The sequence below is a fragment of the Erwinia sp. L03-1 genome (genome assembly GCF_058686115.1).
In genome coordinates, this window is sequence record NZ_CM178762.1 from 4,325,963 (window position 1) to 4,344,885 (window position 18,923).

The following is an 18,923-nucleotide window of genomic DNA, read 5'->3' on the forward strand; positions in this document are numbered from 1 at the left end:
AAAAAACACGTTATTCGTCAGGACAGTCCTGGCACGGATAATATGCTTTAGTGTGATGAAGTTCACAAGTTTAGTTGCAGGCCGCGTAGGGACGCGGCCTGCGGCGGGTTAACGGAAATCGATATCGCGATCGGAGGTCATATCATAAAGCTGGTATTTACGACCGAGCATCTGGCCACCGTCACGCGTCAGCGGCGTCCAGTTAACCTGAGCGCGTCCTCGCGTTGGTGAGGCGGTAAACAGATCCATCGGAATCGAGATATAGAAGCCTTTGGTGAAGTCCCCTTCGCCGTACTCTTCCGCCGATACGTTGGTTTTGGTGGCGTAAGCGCCGACTATCACGCCGCTGTCAAACTGACGTGAGACATCGATCGTCGCGCCTTTATCCTCGGCCAGATACTGCCCGACGCTCGCCTTCACCAACACCTGATTGTTGAAGAAAGAGGGACGCCAGTAGGCGGTCAGATTACCGGTTTTTGCGTGGTAGCCGGTAAACTGCATCATGTTGTCCCAGTCACGCTGCTTGACGTAGTTGGCATCAATACCAAACGCCCAGTCAGAGTCCAGCGGACGGTAGAGCACTTCGCCCCCCACGCCGCCGTACATTGTTTCCAGATAGCCGCCATACATCTGCCCGTAGAAGCCGTTCCCCAGGGCGTGCATGTAGTTAGCCTGCAGATTATTTACATAAACGTTATTTTCGACGTAATCGCGAATATGGGTACGCACGCGCGGCAGCGTGGAGTCGGTCGGTGCGCCGTTGTAGTTAAATTTGTCATAGTTATTCGCCAGGTTGGCAAATACGCTGCCGTCCAGCAGCAGGTGGTCGGTGAGCCAGTAGTTGGCATTGGCCATCACCCCAACCTGATAGAGGTAGAAGCTTTCCGGGCCGCCGACCGACTGATTCAGCACCGGCGCCAGACTGTAGTCCAGCCGGTCTGCATCAATATGGTAGCCCTGCTCGGTATGGCCCGGATCGACCGGCTCCACCCGCTGCTGATCGAGGGTTTTCTCTTTGCCCAGCGGATAGCCTTCCAGCTGCTGGCGCAGGCTGTCAACGCGGGTTACGGTAGTCACCTGCGGCATATTGCTGCGGGTTTCCGTCACGTTCAGCGTATCAACGTTAGCAGGCAGGTTGTTCATCATGATCACGTTGGCGCGATCGACCCCTTCCTGCGTGTTGCGGTACTTACTCTGCTGGCCGGTGGCATACAGGGTATTGCCCTTAACCTGTAAATTTGGACCGTTCAGCCCGGCATTATATTTCAGATCCGTCAGCTGGCTGGCGACGACGGTTGGCTCCAGAAACCTGCCCTGCGGCTGAGGTTTATAAGCCGGTTTCGGCACGTCAGCGGCGGCAGAATGCAGGTCGTTGAAGTTGGTGCGCAGCGTGAATCCGGCCATAAAGGTGTTGCCGCGCTCGTAGCTGACGTTGACATCGGCCCAGTCGCTGAGGCGATAGACTGCGCCCACGTTAACTTTACTTTTCTGCTCCAGGCGTCCCGCAAAATCATCCTGATAATCGTTGCCTTCGTACTCTGCTTTAAGGCGCAGCGGCTGCCACGGCGTCTGATACTCCACGCCGCCAAAAATCGCAGCCGGGCCTTTAAACAGGTCCTTACCGTTAACCGATCCTGCCGTGCCGTTGCCGTTCGAACGATTACAGAAACTGCTGTCGGCCTGGCAGAACGGATTTTTTACCGTGCCGCTGTTGCCAAGGTAGCCCGTGCCCATCCCCAGGGTGAAGTCGAACGGTCCCCAGGCCTTGGTCGCCACGACATATTCACTGTCGAACAGGCCGGTACCGCCCAGGTCACGCGCCCCGACTGAGACTTCCGGCAGCCAGTAGCCCTCCTGCCACAGCCGCGCTTTAAGATCGAACGCCTTATCTTTATAGCTCTGATTGCCACTGAAGCTGTCCACGGCGCTGTAGCGGCGGGTTTTTACGTCGGTATAGCGGATGGTGGCTTCCAGCCACGGAAACAGCTGCACCGATGAGGAATAGAAGCGGTACTGGTCGTTATAGCGGTAGTTGAGGCTAAATTCGCCATCCTTTGCCATCCGCGCGGTCGGCACCTGCATCAGGCCAACCCCGCCGAAGTCAGACTGCGATGGCCCAACCGGATCGGCAAAGGTCGCGGCCTGCGCCTGGCAGGCACAGGCAACGGAGACAGCCAGCAGGCTGAGAAGACAGGTTTTTTTCATCAGTCAGGGATCCGGTGCGTCAGTACAGAAACAATCTGCTGGTTGAGATCGTCATAATCGCCGGGCAGCGACCATGAGGAGAAGCCAACGTAAAGAGTGCTACCCGCCTCGGGTTCAGCGTGACGCCGGTTCCAGTAGGCGACTGGCACCTCCGTTACCCTGCCCTCGGGTGAAATCAGCACGGCGGTATTACGTTCGGCACCGGAAAGGCGGTCGTGCGCGTTAAGGTAGTCAACCACGCTGCGGCCAGGCTGCCATGAGGTTTTGCCGCTGTCGGTGATAAGCCCCGCCAGGGTCAGCGTGACAGGCTTTTGCAGCGTATAGACGCTGTAGTCGCCCTCAAGGCGGCGATTCTCTGCCGGGCGCATACGCACCCAGTCAGGATCAAGGTTCACAATCTGCCGCCCGGTGACCCTCACCGCCGCAATCTGCTGGCGCAGGTTATCGACCACTGCCGCCTTGTCGCCGTCATCATCCGCACGCAGCCGGGCGCTCCAGCCCTGCAGGCGCGCCAGCAGCTGTTGCTGCTGCTGAATGGCCGCCGCCGTTGCCAGCTTTTCGGCGATCACCGTCCCGGGCCACCAGGTTTTTCCCATCAGCGCCGGGCTGGAAACCAGCTGCGCGAGGTTTTGTGCATGGTCAACCGTGGAAGTTTGCGTCTGGCCGGGGGAGTACACCGTAACCTGACTTTCTGCATAAGCACTTAGCGAGACGCCAAGTGAGATCCCTGCGAGGAGTAGCGTTATTTTTTTCATGATTTCGCGGGCTTCAGGATTGTGGTTTCAACGAGGAAGTCATCGCCGGTGGGCTTCTGCTGTGTCTGACGAACCTGTCCGGTGGTGGTGTCGATCCAGAAGGTGTTGGTCCATGCGCTGCCGTCCGCGGCGATGGAGACCTTCTCCTGCCATACCCGGCAGGCCACGCGGCGACCGGCAATATCAAGCACCCGATCGTTCAGGCGGCTGAAGTGGGAAACGGCCGTCCCGGCACGGAATTTACCGCCCTCTGTCCAGCTTATCAGGCGCGTCCAGCTTGCTCCCTCGGTCAGATGCAGCGGATCGGCCAGCGGATCCTGCTGGAGGTTTGTTACCGCAGTCAGGTTGTCTCTCAGCCCCAGCGTTTTGACCACGCGGCCGTTCTGCGTGACCACCATTGAGCGGTCGCGGGTGATCCATTTTTGCTGGCCGTTTTCGTCAAAGCCCAGCACCACAAAGATGCGCTGCCCGCCGTCGACGCGCAGATACATGCTGGCATAGGGAAGGCTTTCAACCTGTTCATCGGAGACCTGAACATCATCCGGCCCAAGCAGGGCGAGTTTAACCGTCTCTCCCAGCCCTTTTTGCGTTTGGGTACAGGCCTGGAGAAACAGGCACAGAAACAACAGTGGTATGTAGCGCAACGGTGTGAGTCCCTGAAAAGTCTGACAATGTCGAAAAATAACCACACGGGCGTGTGGTTATGATTAATTTTGTGTACTTAACGCGTGGTGCTTGTGGTCGTGGTGGTCGTGGTGCCCGTATTGGAACCATTACCGCCACTACTCGCCGCCAGCGCAACGCCGACCAGTGCGCCAAGCGCACCCACACCTACTGCGGTCGCGGTTCCCGTGGAAAGCGTTCCCGCGGTCGCACCGGCTGCGGTGCCGGTCTCTTCTGGTGCAGCAAACGCAGCAGAAGCACCCGCTAAGTACACTATGGCTGCAGCAGCACATAAGACTTTTTTCATAGCATTTCCCTTCATTGAATGAATGGATATCGCCTGAAGAGTTTCAGGCGCGTTCAGTATAAGGCAATAAATTACCAGAAATCATGAAGCGCCCCTGGCTGGCAAGGGGGAGTCTTCGCGCGCGGAAAATCGAGATTATTCAGGTTAATATGGTGATGTTTATCGAAATGATGCGACATATTGAAATTTATGACTGTTTTAATGGCTTTAATTAGTACCATTCGCCATTAATGACTTGTTCAGGGGAAGCTATCGCTTAACGGGCTTTGTGAGGAGGGATAAAGCTTAATAAGAGTTATTTTTCAATGAATTAGATATTAACTTTGCGTCAGATCGCAGAAATCCCGGCACAAACGTTTCAGAATTATCCTGCCAGAAAACCCCCTTTATGGGTCAGTTTTAAGAATATCCTCATCCTCGTACAGGCGACTTGAGTAAATATTGGGGGTAATTATGCGCGGCATAAGGCTTTTCCTAACGCCGGTGAGTGATTTAGCAGGCGGGGGGGGCTAATACGGATCTGTCAACCAGGACCACCGCAGAATATGCTGGCGCTGATGCTATAAAGGGGTGCAGCCACAGACCTCGGTGCAAACCGCATGGCGCGGCCGCTGTAGACCTGATAACAGAGCCGGAAGCGGATCCCCCCGGCCCTGCAGACCCGCTTAGCGCGCTGCGCGAGCGAGATTAATTAACCGCGCCAGTTTTTATAGCGGTTAATCAGCCCGTTAGTGGAGCTGTCGTGGCTGCTGATCTGCTCGCTGCCGGAAAGCTCGGGCAGAATACGGTTAGCCAGCTGTTTACCCAGCTCAACGCCCCACTGATCGAAAGTGAAGATGTTAAGGATTGCGCCCTGGGTGAAGATTTTGTGCTCATAGAGCGCAATCAGCGCGCCCAGGCTGAACGGGGTGATATCGCGCAGCAGAATGGAGTTGGTGGGTCGGTTACCTTCAAACACCTTGAACGGCACCACGTGTTCAACTTCGCTGGCCGATTTGCCCGCATCGGTAAACTCTTTCTCCACTACCTCGCGCGACTTCCCAAATGCCAGCGCTTCGGTCTGCGCAAAGAAGTTTGATAGCAGCTTGGCGTGGTGATCGCCCAGCTTGTTATGCGTCACGGCCGGGGCAATAAAGTCACAGGGGACCATCTTGGTGCCCTGGTGAATCAGCTGATAAAACGCGTGCTGGCCGTTAGTACCCGGCTCGCCCCAGATAATAGGGCCAGTTTCATAGGTAACCGGCGTACCGTTGCGATCAACGTACTTGCCGTTGGACTCCATATTGCCCTGCTGGAAGTAGGCCGCAAAGCGATGCATATACTGATCGTAAGGCAGAATCGCTTCGGTTTCAGCGCCGAAGAAATTGTTATACCAGATACCAATCAGCGCCAGGATCACCGGCAGGTTCTTCTCGGCTGGCGTGGTGGAGAAATGCCTGTCCATCGCGTGTGCGCCGCTAAGCAGTTTCTCAAAATTATCAAAGCCCACCGACAGAATGATTGACAGGCCAATCGCTGACCACAGCGAGTAGCGTCCGCCGACCCAGTCCCAGAACTCGAACATATTGGCGGTATCAATGCCGAATTCGCCCACCGCTTTAGCATTGGTAGAGAGCGCGGCAAAGTGCTTCGCAACGTGCTTCTCATCGCCCGCAGTTTTCAAAAACCAGTCGCGCGCGCTGTGGGCGTTGGTCATGGTTTCCTGGGTGGTGAATGTTTTTGACGCCACCAGGAACAGCGTGGTTTCCGGGCTGAGACCCTTGACCGTTTCGGCAATATGGGTGCCGTCAACGTTGGAGACAAAATGCATATTCAGGTGGTTTTTATACGGGCGTAGCGCCTCGGTGACCATAAACGGACCGAGATCGGAGCCGCCGATACCGATATTCACCACGTCGGTGATCGCTTTGCCGGTATAGCCTTTCCACTCACCGCTGATGATGCGCTCAGAAAATGACTTCATCTTCTCCAGCACCGCATTCACTTCGGGCATCACATCTTTGCCGTCAACCACAATCGGGGTATTGCTGCGGTTACGCAACGCCACGTGCAGTACCGCCCGGTCTTCGGTGCGGTTGATCTTCTCACCGGAGAACATCGATTTAATGGCGTCCTGCAGGTCGGTCTCTTTTGCCAGCGCCTGGAGCTTCTCAAGCGTTTCGGTAGTAATGCGGTTTTTCGAGAAATCCACCAGCATCTGATCGTCAAAAGTGGCAGAAAATTTGGCAAAGCGGTCGCCATCTTTGGCAAACAGGTCCGCGATGCTGATATCTTTCATTTCTTCATAATGCTGCTGCAGAGCCTGCCAGGCAGCGGTTTGTGTCGGATTGATATTTTTCATAGCAACACACTCTTTTTATTTAAGAACCGTAAATCAGACCGGACGCCATGTTAGCGGAAGCGTCATCTGCAACACCTCTTTTGCTGCAACAGGCTAAAACTATCAGGGGCAGGATTTTCCCACCCTTTTGTCCGGGGTTATTTATAATTCATGCGACGGGGATTAACGCCGTTCAGCTTTTCAGTATGACTATTCTTACCGTCGAAAGGAAAAATTTTATGGAGTTATCCGCCCCACTGCTGTTGGTTATCATCGGATTAAGTTCACTGGTAGCCCAGTGGGTAGCCTGGCTGCTGCGATTGCCTGCTATTCTGCCCCTGCTCATTTTCGGCATTGTCCTGGGGCCTTTTTGCCACGTTTTGCAGCCGGATGCGCTGTTTGGCAGCCTGCTCTTCCCCTTAGTCTCACTTTCTGTGGCCATCATCCTCTTTGAAGGCGCGCTGACTCTGCGCTTTGATGAAATTGACGGCCTCGGCAGCGTGGTACGTAATCTGGTTAGCATTGGCATGCTGCTCACCTTCCTGGTCATTAGCGTGGCCTGCTGGGGGCTGCTGAACGTCCCCCCGGAGCTGGCAGCGCTGGTCGGTGCGGTTACCGTGGTGACCGGCCCGACGGTGATTGCGCCGCTGATGCGCGTGGTGCGGCCTAATAAAGCCATTAATCAGATCCTGCGCTGGGAAGGCATTCTTATCGATCCCATTGGCGCTATTTTTACCCTGATGGTGTTTGAATTCATTGTTCTGCGTCAGAAAGCTGAATCCTTAACGCATCTGTTCTGGACGCTGGGCTTTACCGCCGCCGTCGGCCTGATTGCCGGAGCGCTCTTTGGCTGGCTGCTGGGCATCGCGCTGAAGCGCGTCTGGCTGCCGGGATACCTGCAAAACTTTGCGGTGCTTGCCGTGATGCTGACCGCCTTTGGCCTCTCCAACGCCATTGCAGATGAGTCCGGGCTGCTGACGGTGACGGTGATGGGCGTCTGGCTGGCCAATATGCGCGATGTCGATCTCACGGACATTATCGCGTTCAAAGAGGAGCTGTCGGCGCTGCTGATCTCCGCGCTGTTCATTATTCTGGCCGCCCGGCTGGACGTCAGCGCGCTGGTGGCGATGGGCTGGCCGCTGATTGGCCTGCTGCTGGTGGTGCAGTTTATCGCCCGCCCGCTCTGTATTGCCGCCTCGACCCTGGGGTCAAACCTGCACTGGCGTGAAAAGCTGATGCTCAGCTGGATCTCACCGCGCGGGATTGTTGCCGCTGCCGTCAGCTCGCTGTTTGCGCTGACGCTGGAAAAAATCGGCTATCAGGGCGCGGACAGGCTGGTGACGGTGGTTTTTGCGGTGATTATTGGCACCGTGGTGCTTCAGAGCCTCACCAGCGCCGTGCTGGCGCGGGTGCTGCGCGTCAGGCAGCGCGAGCCACACGGCGTGCTGATTATCGGGGCGAACAGCGTGGCTCGTGCGCTGGCCGTGGCCCTCAAAAAGCTGGATATTCCGGTTCGGGTCACCGACAGCAGCTGGGAATACTATCGTCAGGCGCGCATGGAGGGGATCCCGGCGTGGTATGGCAACGCCTGGTCCGAGTATGCAGAAAACTTCCTCGACCTGAGCGACACCGCACAGGTGCTGGCCCTGTCCCCTAATCGCCATCAGAACGCGCTGGCGGTCTATCACTTCAGCCATATTTTTGGTGCCGATAAAGTGGCCGCCATTCGCTCGGGGGCCACGCTGAAGGGGCGACGGGACAGTGAAAGTCCGCGCTTCCGCCGGCATGAAGTATTGTTTGGCCCACAGCAGACCTATGCCCGGCTGAGCAGCCTGCTGGCGAAGGGGGCGACGCTCAAAGCCACGCGGCTGAATGAAAACTTTGGCTGGCTAGAGTACCTGGAGAAAAACCAGGGGGTGATCCCGCTGTTTGTTTATAACGAGCAGGGAAAGCTGAGTGCGGTTAAGGGTGAGCAGACGCCGCCGCTCCCCTGCACGCTGATTGCGCTGGTGCAAAATGAGATCCCCTCAACCGGCAGGGATTGACAGCGAACGCATAACCCGATATTTGTAGTCGGCTACTTGCGTATCTGATGCGCAAGCCAGAAGAGGCGCGTCGCCCAGGCAGTGTGTTTGAGGAGCCGAATCCATCGAAAACACATCAGGGGGAGCGACGCCGAGGTGCGAACCCTGCGGCGTGGTGAGCATCGACTACAGGGGCTGAATCCCCTGGGTTGTCACCGGGCGCGTGCGACGATATCCCGCGCCCTATCCTGATTAGTTGACGTTGCGGCAGGCAAATGCGTTCCGATAAACTGTTAAAAGTGAACCGGTAAGTTAGCGCAGAGAGCATAGCCGCCGCGTCAGGTAAGCGGGTAAACAAGGTGGGGCGCTTCTGGGTGACGCGTAGTTAAACGCTTTTCTACGTCTTCCCCCTTTCTGCTCCTCCCTTGTGCCAACGCTGATGCAAACTAACCTGACACGAGGTATGTCAACACATGTCCCAAACACTGATAGTGGCTAAATTTGGCGGAACCAGCGTGGCCGATTTCGCCGCCATGAACCGCAGCGCCGACGTGGTGCTTGCCAATCCGGGTACGCGTTTGGTGGTGCTTTCCGCCTCGGCGGGCGTGACCAATCTGCTGGTCACGCTGGCTGAAGGCCAGGAGCAGATGCAGCGCGCCTGGCTGCTGGACGAAATCCGCCGTATTCAGTATGCCATCATCGACCAGCTCGCCCAGCCCGAGATTATCCGTGACGAAATTGATCGCGTGCTGGAAAACATTACCATGCTCTCCGAAGCGGCGGCGCTGGCAACCTCAACCGCCCTGACCGACGAACTGGTCAGCCACGGCGAACTGATGTCCAGCCTGCTGTTCGTCGAAGTGCTGCGCCAGCGCGACGCCCCCTCTCTGTGGTTTGACGTGCGCAAAGTGATGCGCACCGACGATCACTTTGGCCGCGCCGAACCTGACGTTGCGCTGCTTGCTGACCTTGTGCAGACCCAGCTTGCCCCCCGTATGGCAGAAGCGCTGATCGTTACCCAGGGCTTTATCGGCAGCGAAGCCAAAGGCCGCACCACCACGCTGGGCCGGGGCGGCAGCGACTATACCGCCGCGCTGCTGGGCGAAGCGCTGCACGCCAGCCGCATTGATATCTGGACCGACGTGCCGGGCATCTACACCACCGATCCGCGCGTGGTGCCCTCAGCGAAACGCATTGACGAAATCACCTTCGAAGAAGCGGCAGAGATGGCGACCTTCGGTGCGAAAGTGCTGCACCCCGCCACGCTGATGCCCGCGGTGCGCAGCGACATCCCGGTCTTTGTCGGCTCGAGCCGGGACCCGGAAGCGGGCGGCACCCGCGTGTGCAATCAGACACAGAATCCCCCGCTGTTCCGCGCGCTGGCGCTGCGCCGTAAGCAAACCCTGTTGACGCTGCACAGCCTGAATATGCTGCACGCGCGCGGCTTCCTGGCCGAAGTGTTCAATATTCTGGCGCGTCACAGTATCTCCGTTGACCTGATAACCACCTCGGAAGTCAGCGTGGCGCTGACGCTGGATACCACCGGTTCCACCTCAACGGGCACCAGTCTGCTGACGCAGGCGCTGCTAACGGAGCTGTCGTCGCTGTGCCGGGTCGAGGTGGAAGAGAACCTGGCGCTGGTCGCGCTGATCGGCAATAAGCTCTCCCAGGCCGCGGGCGTAGGGAAAGAGGTGTTTGGCGTGCTGGAGGGGGTCAATCTGCGCCTGATTTGCTACGGTGCCAGCAGCTACAACCTCTGCTTCCTGGTCCCCGGCCAGGACGCTGAAAAAGTCATTCAGAAACTGCATCACAATTTGTTCGAGTAACGCTTCCGAATGCTGATGGCAAATCCTGCACACCACAATAACGACTGAAAAAAGGAAGTCTGGCTATGCTCGCCACCGTTACGCGACTGTTTCCACTCTGGGCAGTCCTGCTCTCCGCCGCCGCCTGGTACTCCCCTGCCCCCTTTCTGAGTATTGGGCCATGGGTTACCTCGCTGTTAATGCTGATTATGTTCGGCATGGGCGTGACGCTAAATATCAACGATTTCAAACGGGTGCTGACGCGACCCGCGCCGGTTATCGCCGGGACCTTTCTGCACTATCTGGTAATGCCGCTTGCCGCCTGGGGCCTGGCAAAGCTCTTTCATATGCCGTCGGAACTGGCCGCCGGTATGATTCTGGTTGGCAGCGTCGCCAGCGGCACCGCGTCAAACGTAATGATCTATCTGGCAAAGGGCGACGTGGCCCTGTCGGTGACCATCTCTTCGGTGTCGGCGCTGGTCGGGGTATTCGCGACACCGCTGCTGACTAAGCTCTATGTAGACACCCATATTCAGGTTGATGTGGTCGGTATGCTGCTGAGTATTATCAAGATTGTTGTGGTGCCGATCGGCATTGGCCTGATTATTCACCATACGCTCAACGGCGTGGTCAGGCGCGTGGAGCCGTATCTTCCCGCGTTTTCCATGGTCTGCATTCTGCTGATCATCAGCGCGGTGGTAGCGGGCAGCCAGGGCTTTATCGGTTCAGTGGGACTGATGGTGATCGCGGCGGTCATTCTGCATAACGCCATCGGGCTGCTGGGTGGATACTGGGGCGGCAAACTGTTTGGCTTTGACGAGTCAACCTGTCGCACGCTGGCGCTGGAGGTCGGTATGCAGAACTCAGGGCTGGCCGCTACGCTGGGCAAGTTGTACTTCTCCCCGCTGGCGGCGCTGCCTGGCGCCCTCTTCTCGGTCTGGCATAACCTCTCCGGATCGCTGCTGGCAGGATACTGGTCGGGTAAACCCGTCAAAAAGAAATAACGGCTTATATCCCTTCCCGTTCGCAGGAGTGAGAAGGGAGAGCTAAGGGGTAACGCGGTCTGATTACCCCCCAACGTCCTTTACTGCGCGTTCTGCTGCTGCTGTTGCTGCTGCTTTTCGTCCGCTTTTTTAGCCTTCTTTTTCGCCATATGATGACCGACGGCACAACCCGCTGCCGCACCCGCTACACCGTGATGCTTGATATGACCCGCCACGCCGCCTACCGCGGCACCTTTGATACAGCCTGCCGCTTCAACCTGTGACGTTGCAGACATCAGCAGGCCAAGGGTCACAACAAATACTGGAAGTTTACGCATACCCATCTCATCCTCAAAAAAAATCAAAAAAAAACACCATCGTCAGACAGGAGAGCATAGCGTTCTTTATCAGAAAGAACAGGTGACAGAGAGAGATTCCAGAACAGTCTGGATTTGCGGTGAAGGCGTTATCTCATCCTGAAATACGCCTGTTCGGCGTAGAGGTCAGCAAGCCGGTTTTTTCGTATCTGAAAGGAAGCAGTATCAGAAAGGAAGAAAATGTGCGTACCGTTTATATTGCCAGGCTAACCTCTTTTACGGCCTGTTGGAGTCAGCGCGATTCGCCGGGGCTTATCTGAATATGAACCTGTAGCTTAATGCGCCGAATAAAATTGCAGTTGTTAAAATCTGGAAAATGTTCTTGTATTCAAAAAAGCTATCAGTAGTGAAATATTTTAGCACTGAAAGTGTAAAGATCATTCCCAGTGAGCTGAGTATCGCCTTTTTTGATTTATTTTCTACCACCAGCATGATACTCCGTATGTGAATGCTGCCATACCAGCCCCAGAAGCGGCTCCAATCAACCATCCGGGAACTATGCCCACGCCCGGCACAACGACTCCCGCACCAAAAGCTCCCGTTACCCCACCGGTTAATGCTGATGCAATCACGTCTTTAGTGAGATCGTTAACATTGCATTTATATTTATTAGCCAGCATAGCTTTTGCGATATCCTGAGCAACCATTTGCATATATAAATCAGAGGCTGACCCCATTCCAGATATAAGATTGCATTCGGAAGCTGTTAACATTTTCATAAAATTCCTTTTAAATTAAAAAATATTCAACGCTTTTTATAGCAGCCCGTAATATTTATTTTTGTGAATCACATCTCATATAGCGGAACATTAAGCATGATTGCTACGGTGCTATTTTTCTCAGACTGACTTGAAAAGTGGAAAATGCCCTTGCTAATCTAAAGAACGTCAAGCGTAATGCGCTACAGGCGTATCCGTTCCCGGATCGCGCCCCAACGAAGATGAAACCCGCGGACAAGCCACATTTCGGGTAATTCGTTGATACAGGCACTTTCCCGAATCCTGTCGTGGCTGACCTTGTCCTACTCCTCATCCCTTTCATCATCTGGCTGCTCCAGCACGCTGTAGGCCACCGCGCAAAACAGCGAGTTAAGACGCTTCATATCGCCCAGCAGGCCCAGATGCAGCGAGCTGGTTTCAATACTCTGCACGTTTTGCTGGTGCAGGCGATCGACATGCTTATGCGAGTAGCGCCGGTTGGTGATTCGGAAGCGATGCTTGGCGCGGCGTAGCCGTTTTGCGCTGGTCATATCCTGCGATAAAAACACCGACAGGCTCAGGCGCAGATTACTGGTGAGCTGCTCCAGCAGCGCATCCAGCTCGTTCAGCCCGTCTACGGAGAAAGGCCGACCGGCGTTAAGGGATTTGTCCGCCACGTCTCCGCTCATCCGTTCCAGAATATCGCCCGCCATCTCCAGGTTAAGCGCCATCTCAATAATTTCCGCCCAGCGGCGGGAGTCGTCCTCAGGCAGATCCTCCTTCGGCATCTGGGCGAGATAGAGCTTGATGGCGGTATAGAGAACGTCCACATCGTCGTCCAGCCGACGAATTTCGCGATCCTCCCGCACCTCGCCGTGAATGACCTTAGCGAAGGTCGCCAGCATCTGGTCCAGCACGTCGCCCATACGCAGCGTCTCGCGCGAGGCATTTGCCAGCGCCAGCGCGGGCGTATCCAGCGCGCTGGGATCGAGGTGGCGCGGTTTCAGCCGCAGATCGCTCTCGGGCTCCTCGCGGATCAGGCGGCGGCACAGCCTGGCCATCGGCTCGGCAAAGGGCACCATAATCAGGCAGCGGATCAGGTTGTAGAAAACGTGGAAGAATATCACCAGCTCTTCGTCGTTTACCGGCAGCTTATGCAGCCAGACGGCCAGGATATCCACAAACGGCAGGACCACCAGCGAGCCGATAAATTTAAACAGCAGGCTGCCCAGCGCCACGCGCTTGCCCGCCGCGTTGGCGGTGCTGTTATTGAGCATCGCCAGCAGCCCGCTCCCGAGGTTAGCACCGATCACCAGGCACAGAGCCACCTTGAAGGAGATAACCCCTGTGGCCGTCAGCGTTGCGGTGATCAGCACGGCGGCCAGGCTGGAGTAGCTGATAATGGCAAACACCGCGCCAATCAGCGCATCCAGCATCACGTCCCCGGTCAGCGACGAAAAGATAACCTTCACCCCGGAGGCCTGAGTAATCGGCGTGGCGGCGGCGACGATCAGCTGTAGCGCCAGCAAGATCAGCCCCAGTCCGATGCTGGCGCGACCCAACTGTCCGGCGCGCGTCTGCTTACGGCCCAGAAAAAACACCACGCCGAAGAAGATAAACAGTGGGGAAAGCCAGGAGAGGTCAAAGGTCAGAATACGCGCCATCAGCGCGGTACCGACGTCGGCCCCCAGAATAATCACCAGCGCGGGCGTCAGTCCCACCAGCTCCTGCGCCACAAAGGACGTCACCAGCAGCGTGGTGGCATTACTGCTCTGTACCAGCGCGGTGACGCCAATACCCGCCATAAATGCCATCGGTTTTTTGGCCACGCTGCGGCTCAGCACGCGGCGTAAATCAGCACCGTAAACGCGCATAATCCCGGTACGCACAATATGCGTTCCCCAAATCAGCAGCGCCACGGCAGAAAGTAAATTAAGCAGGGTTAACACCGGTATCGACCTCGTTACATCACAAACATGCCATCGGGGCGATTCTGTCCGCCCCGCTTACCGCCTTAAGCGTAGTCGATTTGGTGAAAAAATGTGTTTAATCAGCGTGATATCTGGTCACTATCAGGCAACTTCGCGCAGCGTGCCCGGCGCCAGCAGCAGGCCGACCTGAAAGCCCGCCGGATGCAGGCTCTCTACCGACCGGTTCAGCACGTCGACCCACAGCTCAACCTCTTTTGCCTTAACCCGGTAGCGAATAACGTTCCCCAACAGGCTGTGGCCGAGTATCTGCGCCGGAATGCCCTGCCCGGACGGACAGAAAACCACGGATTCGGGCCGCAGCGCCACCTGGCGGTGGAAGGTCTCGCCGGTCAGCCGCGCTGCCTGCTCTGCCGTCAGCAGGTTATAGTGGCCGATAAAACCGGCGGCAAACAGGTTGACGGGCTGGGTATAGAGTGCCTCGGCATTACCGGTCTGCACAATTCTGCCCTGGTCCATCAGCACGATGCGATCGGAAAGCACCAGCGCCTCCTCCTGATCGTGCGTGACGAAAAGCGTGGTCAGGTTAAGCTCCTTTTGGATGCTGCGAATACGATCGCGAAGGTGGCGGCGAATACGCGCATCCAGCGCCGAAAGCGGCTCATCCAGCAGCAGCAGACGTGGCCGCGTCACCAGCGATCGCGCCAGCGCCACGCGCTGGCACTGCCCACCGGAAAGCTGATGCGGGTAGCGACGGGCGTAGTCGTTCATCTCCACCAGCTCCAGCACCTCCGCGACGCGCTGCGAAATCGCGGATGCCGGAAGTTTCTGCATCTTCAGGCCGAAGGCGACGTTGCGCTCCACGGTCATATTGGGAAACAGCGCGTAGCTTTGAAATACCATGCCGACGGCGCGATTCTGCGGCGTCAGCGGGGCAATGTCCTGCCCGTCCAGGAGGATCTGCCCGCCATCGACCGGGGTCAGCCCCGCGATACAGCGCAGCAGAGTAGATTTACCACAGCCGCTGGGGCCGAGCAGGGTAACAAACTCCCCCTCGCGGGCGGAAAAATCAATATCCTGAAAAATCATCGTCGGACCGTAGCTTTTACTCAGGCGGGTGACGTTCAGCCAGCTCATATTCAGCCTCTCTCGCGGTTCAGGGCGTTCGCCAGCCAGGTGATCAGCAGGACGACCAGGAAGTAGGAAATCACTAAGGCGCTGCTGAAGTGACCGCTTTCATTGCGCACGTTATAGAGATAAACCTGTAGCGTTTCATAGCGGGTGCCGACCAGCAGGTTAGCAAGCACAAACTCACCTATCAGGAATGAGAAGGAGAGCAGCACGGCAATAAAGGCCCCCTTGCGCAGATTCGGCAGCACCACCAGCAGCGCGGCCTGCCAGGTACTGGCCCCCAGCAGATGCGCGGCATCAATCAGCTCACGCATATTGATCGCCTGCATATTGTTGGCCAGCGCACGGTAGATAAAGGGCAGCGCGAGGGTGAAGTAGCAGCCGATCAAAATCCAGGGCGTACCGGTTAGCATCAGCGGCGGGTCGGAGTAGAGCTGGAGCAGGCCCACCGAGGAGACCACCGGCGGCACGGCAAACGGCATCAGGATCAGCACGTTCATTACCGCGTCCAGCCGGGGAAAATAGTAAGCAATCACAAACATGGCAGGCAGCACCAGCACCAGCGAGAAGATAAGCGCACCCAGGCAAATCAGCAGGGAGTGGCCCAGCGCGGTCATAAAGCGCGGATCGCTCCACAGCTGCGCCATCCACCTGAGGGTAAAGCCCTGCGGCAAAATGGTGGCTCCCCAGGTGGTGGAAAGCGCATAGAGCAGCGTCGCCAGCAGCGGCAGCGCCAGAATCAAAAACACCAGCCACACCACCACTTGATGATAGAGATATTCACGCCGTGACATCCGTCAGCTCCTCCGGCCTGCGTACTGGTAGCTGCGGCGCAGCAGCCACTGGTGCACCAGGGTGATCGCCACCATCAGCAGCACCAGCAGCATCGCCAGCGCGCTGCCCATATTGGGATCGAGAGAGATATCGCCCGAGACCAGCGCGGCAATCCGCACCGGGACCAGGTTGAAGTTACCGGTGGTCAGCGCATAAATGGTGGCGTAAGCCCCCAGCGCATTCGCCAGCAGAATCACAAAGGTGCCGAGCAGCGCGGGCGACAGGATCGGCAGACCAATATGCCGCCAGTAGTGCCAGCGTCCGGCACCTAATAGCGCCGCCGACTCCTGCCACTCCTTCTTCAGCCCGTCGAAGGCCGGATAGAGCAGCAGGATCCCCAGCGGGATCTGAAACCAGCTGTAAACCACAATCAGCCCGTCGGCCGAGTAGAGGTTGAAGGTCTGCATCAGGCCATATTTGTGCATCAGCAGCGTCACGCAGCCGTTTAGCCCCAGCAAAATCACAAAGGCGAAGGCCAGCGGCACCCCGGCGAAGTTGCTGGTCATATTGGTGAATGACATCAGGAAGCGGTGCAGCCTGCCGCCGCCGAGCTGATGCAGCGAATACCCGCCCGCCAGGGCAATAAGCAGGCCCCAGACGCTGGACCAGAACGAGATATCCAGCGAGAAGCGCATCGCCTGACGGTAAAAAGAGGAGGTCAGAATATCGCTGTAGTTGCCCCAGCCCCAGGCTTCATACATCTCGCTGTAGAAGCTGTGGATGGCAATCCACACCAGCGGTGCAACCTGAAAGGCAATATAGAACAGCGTAAACGGCAGCAGGCACAGCAGCGCTAACCCTTTGCCCCTCATCATTCTGCCTCCCGCCGCGCCAGCAGCTCGGGGCAGAGAGGCTTATCATGATCGACGCCGAGAAGTTCACACAGCGTGCCGCACAGCTCGGTTTGCAGCGGCGCGGCATCCATTTGCAGTGAAAAAGCCTGGCCGAAAACGAACAGCGGCACCGAGGTTTCTTCCGGCAAAACGCCGCCGTGGCTGCGATCGTCATTCATGCCATGGTCGGCGGTGACCAGCACCTGATACCCCGCCTCCAGCCAGCCCGGCATCCAGTGCGACAGATAACCGTCCGCCATCCGCGCGCGGTTACGGTACTGCGGCGTGGAGAGGCCAAACTTATGTCCGGCGTCATCAATATTCATCGGATGGATCAGCAGGAAATCGGGGTTATGACGCAGCCGCAGGCTTTCCGCATCCTCAAACAGATGGGAATCCGGGTAGCCGTCGTCATAATAGAAGTGACCGTACTGGATGGGCAGCGCCGCATCGACGGTATGACGATCGCGGGCGGGCTGCCAGGGCGAACGGTTATACAGCTCGCTCACCCAGTGGTAGGCCGCAGCCGCCGTGGTCAGCCCGGCCTCGCGCGCATAGTGGAACACGCTGCGTTCCCGGCTCAGGCGATTGACGCCGTTATGCACCACCCCGCTTTTGACCGGCGTGACGCCGGTAAGAATGCACTCATACAAGGGGCGCGACAGCGAGGGAAGCTCACAGGTCAGCTGATAGAGCTGCCCGTTACCCTGTGCGCACTCTGCCTGGAGATAGCCCATCGTCGCCTCAGCCACCTCATAATTCAGCCCGTCCAGCACCACCAGAATCGTTTTCATTCCGACTCCCTACTGCTTCATATTAACGATGACGTTTTCCTGCCACAGGCGCGGCAGCATTTTAGCGGCTTTATCCCACGCAGCCGGATCGGCGATGGGGTGTGCGCTCTTATAGGCGGAGGCGGGCAGCAGTTTGGCCTGCACGTCGGCGGGCAGCGTCAGATGTTCAGCGCGGATCGGGCGGGCGTAGCCGCGCGCAAGGTTAATCTGCCCGGCGTCAGAGAAAATATACTCCCGCGCCAGCTTCGCGGCATTAGGGTGCCGCGCATATTTGTTGATGAGGGTGGTGTAGCCCGAGGTGATGGATCCATCGGACGGGATAACGACCTCAAAGCGGTTCCTGTCGATGCGATCGCGATAGTTCAGGCCGTTAAAGTCCCACACCACCGCCACCTGAATCTCGCCCTTCTCGATGTTGGCAATCACCGGATCGCTTACCCCCAGCCGTCCCTCTTTCGCCAGTTCGCCAAAGAACGCCAGCGCAGGCTTGAGGTTGGTCTCGCTGCCGCCCAGCGCATAGCTGGCCGCCAGCACGCCGTTGGCCGCCTGGGCCGCCACGCCAACGTCGCCGATGGTCACCACGTATTTGCCCTTTTTCAGGTCGGCCCAGCTGTGCGGCACCTCCTTCACCTGGTCCTTATTCACGATAAACGCGATGGTACCGGTGTAGGCCAGCGCCCAGTTGCCCTCTTTATCCTTCGCCCACGCCGGGATCTGCTCCCAGGTGCTGGGCTTATAGGGCTGCGCCAGCCCCTTCTGTACCGCGATCGGCCCAAAAGAGGACCCTACGTCACCGATATCCGCGCTGGCCTGGCTCTTTTCTGCCGCGAACTTCGCCAGCTCCTGCGCCGACGACATATCGGTGTCGCTGTGCTTAATACCGTACCTGTTGCTGAGGTCATCCCAGGTTTGCTTCCAGTTGGCCCAGCTGTCCGGCATCCCGACGCTGTTCACCTCCCCTTCACTTTTTGCCGCTTTCTCCAGCGCAGCGAGGTCGCCGTCCGCCGCGCGGGCGCCGGTGAGGTTCAGAAGAAGGGCACTGACTAAAACAGATGCGAATATTGGTTTCATCACTGCTGCTCCGGGTGGGTCGTTGAGGGGATTTCTGGATCAATCCAGCAAGATCCGCGCCAATCTAACCTGGCGAGATGACAGTTTTATGAAAAGACGCAGGCATGGGCGGATGTCAGGCGGCCAACACCTGAAGCCCTAAACTGCCCTTAACTGAGATAGCAGCCGCCCGGGCTTTATGCGCGGCTTTCGATC

At 57.4% G+C, this 18,923-nt stretch carries 16 protein-coding genes and 1 riboswitch; of the genes, 3 read left to right on the plus strand and 13 right to left on the minus strand.

The genetic code is table 11. The features are described 5' to 3' along the window. Positions 1-108: 108 nt before the first annotated feature. From AC4PCC_RS19845 to pgi, 5 genes are all read right to left on the minus strand, one after another. Entirely contained in the window at positions 109-2,205 is a 2,097-nt protein-coding gene (locus tag AC4PCC_RS19845; RefSeq protein WP_492125661.1) for a YjbH domain-containing protein, read from the minus strand. Continuing rightward, positions 2,205-2,960, minus strand: a complete 756-nt coding sequence (locus AC4PCC_RS19850; protein ID WP_492125662.1) for a capsule biosynthesis GfcC D2 domain-containing protein — start codon at positions 2,958-2,960, stop codon at positions 2,205-2,207. The genes AC4PCC_RS19845 and AC4PCC_RS19850 overlap by 1 nt, the downstream gene beginning before the upstream one ends. After that, positions 2,957-3,604 carry a YjbF family lipoprotein gene (locus tag AC4PCC_RS19855; protein ID WP_492125663.1) on the minus strand — a complete coding sequence of 216 codons (648 nt, stop codon included), beginning with the start codon at positions 3,602-3,604 and terminating at the stop codon, positions 2,957-2,959. The genes AC4PCC_RS19850 and AC4PCC_RS19855 overlap by 4 nt, the downstream gene beginning before the upstream one ends. Positions 3,605-3,681: 77 nt before the next feature. Further along, on the minus strand, positions 3,682-3,930 hold the full coding sequence (yjbE, locus tag AC4PCC_RS19860) for an exopolysaccharide production protein YjbE (RefSeq protein WP_067704547.1): 249 nt from the start codon (positions 3,928-3,930) through the stop codon (positions 3,682-3,684). A 691-nt stretch (positions 3,931-4,621) separates the two neighbouring features. Continuing rightward, on the minus strand, positions 4,622-6,271 hold the full coding sequence (gene pgi, locus AC4PCC_RS19865) for a glucose-6-phosphate isomerase (RefSeq protein ID WP_492125664.1): 1,650 nt from the start codon (positions 6,269-6,271) through the stop codon (positions 4,622-4,624). A gap of 218 nt (positions 6,272-6,489) precedes the next feature. Between pgi and AC4PCC_RS19870 the strand changes: the two genes are divergently transcribed. The 3 genes from AC4PCC_RS19870 (at position 6,490) to panS (ending at position 11,083) form a co-directional block, all read left to right on the plus strand. After that, entirely contained in the window at positions 6,490-8,295 is a 1,806-nt protein-coding gene (locus tag AC4PCC_RS19870) for a cation:proton antiporter (RefSeq protein ID WP_492125665.1), read from the plus strand. Between the two features lie 52 nt (positions 8,296-8,347). Then, a riboswitch (Lysine riboswitch) is annotated at positions 8,348-8,528 on the plus strand. A gap of 219 nt (positions 8,529-8,747) precedes the next feature. Further along, the gene (gene lysC, locus AC4PCC_RS19875) at positions 8,748-10,100 is read left to right on the plus strand and encodes a lysine-sensitive aspartokinase 3 (RefSeq protein WP_492125666.1); all 1,353 of its coding nucleotides are present in this window, start codon (positions 8,748-8,750) and stop codon (positions 10,098-10,100) included. Positions 10,101-10,165: 65 nt separating this feature from the next. Beyond that, positions 10,166-11,083, plus strand: coding sequence for a ketopantoate/pantoate/pantothenate transporter PanS (gene panS, locus AC4PCC_RS19880; RefSeq protein WP_492125667.1), 918 nt, complete (start codon positions 10,166-10,168; stop codon positions 11,081-11,083). A gap of 80 nt (positions 11,084-11,163) precedes the next feature. On the opposite strand, the gene AC4PCC_RS19885 is transcribed toward panS, so the two are convergent. The 8 genes from AC4PCC_RS19885 to AC4PCC_RS19920 all read right to left on the minus strand — a co-directional run bounded on the left by AC4PCC_RS19885 (position 11,164) and on the right by AC4PCC_RS19920 (position 18,728). Next, entirely contained in the window at positions 11,164-11,400 is a 237-nt protein-coding gene (locus tag AC4PCC_RS19885) for a hypothetical protein (protein WP_416249332.1), read from the minus strand. A gap of 458 nt (positions 11,401-11,858) precedes the next feature. Further along, on the minus strand, positions 11,859-12,158 hold the full coding sequence (locus tag AC4PCC_RS19890) for a hypothetical protein (protein ID WP_492125668.1): 300 nt from the start codon (positions 12,156-12,158) through the stop codon (positions 11,859-11,861). Between the two features lie 302 nt (positions 12,159-12,460). Next, positions 12,461-14,086, minus strand: a complete 1,626-nt coding sequence (locus tag AC4PCC_RS19895; RefSeq protein WP_345829933.1) for a Na/Pi cotransporter family protein — start codon at positions 14,084-14,086, stop codon at positions 12,461-12,463. Between the two features lie 123 nt (positions 14,087-14,209). Continuing rightward, on the minus strand, positions 14,210-15,202 hold the full coding sequence (locus tag AC4PCC_RS19900) for an ABC transporter ATP-binding protein (RefSeq protein WP_492125669.1): 993 nt from the start codon (positions 15,200-15,202) through the stop codon (positions 14,210-14,212). A gap of 2 nt (positions 15,203-15,204) precedes the next feature. Beyond that, positions 15,205-15,990, minus strand: coding sequence for an ABC transporter permease (locus tag AC4PCC_RS19905; protein ID WP_492125670.1), 786 nt, complete (start codon positions 15,988-15,990; stop codon positions 15,205-15,207). Between the two features lie 3 nt (positions 15,991-15,993). After that, positions 15,994-16,842 carry an ABC transporter permease gene (locus tag AC4PCC_RS19910; RefSeq protein WP_492127579.1) on the minus strand — a complete coding sequence of 283 codons (849 nt, stop codon included), beginning with the start codon at positions 16,840-16,842 and terminating at the stop codon, positions 15,994-15,996. Next, positions 16,842-17,657, minus strand: coding sequence for an alkaline phosphatase family protein (locus AC4PCC_RS19915; RefSeq protein ID WP_492125671.1), 816 nt, complete (start codon positions 17,655-17,657; stop codon positions 16,842-16,844). The genes AC4PCC_RS19910 and AC4PCC_RS19915 overlap by 1 nt, the downstream gene beginning before the upstream one ends. A gap of 9 nt (positions 17,658-17,666) precedes the next feature. Further along, positions 17,667-18,728, minus strand: a complete 1,062-nt coding sequence (locus tag AC4PCC_RS19920; RefSeq protein WP_492125672.1) for an ABC transporter substrate-binding protein — start codon at positions 18,726-18,728, stop codon at positions 17,667-17,669. Positions 18,729-18,923: the final 195 nt, after the last annotated feature.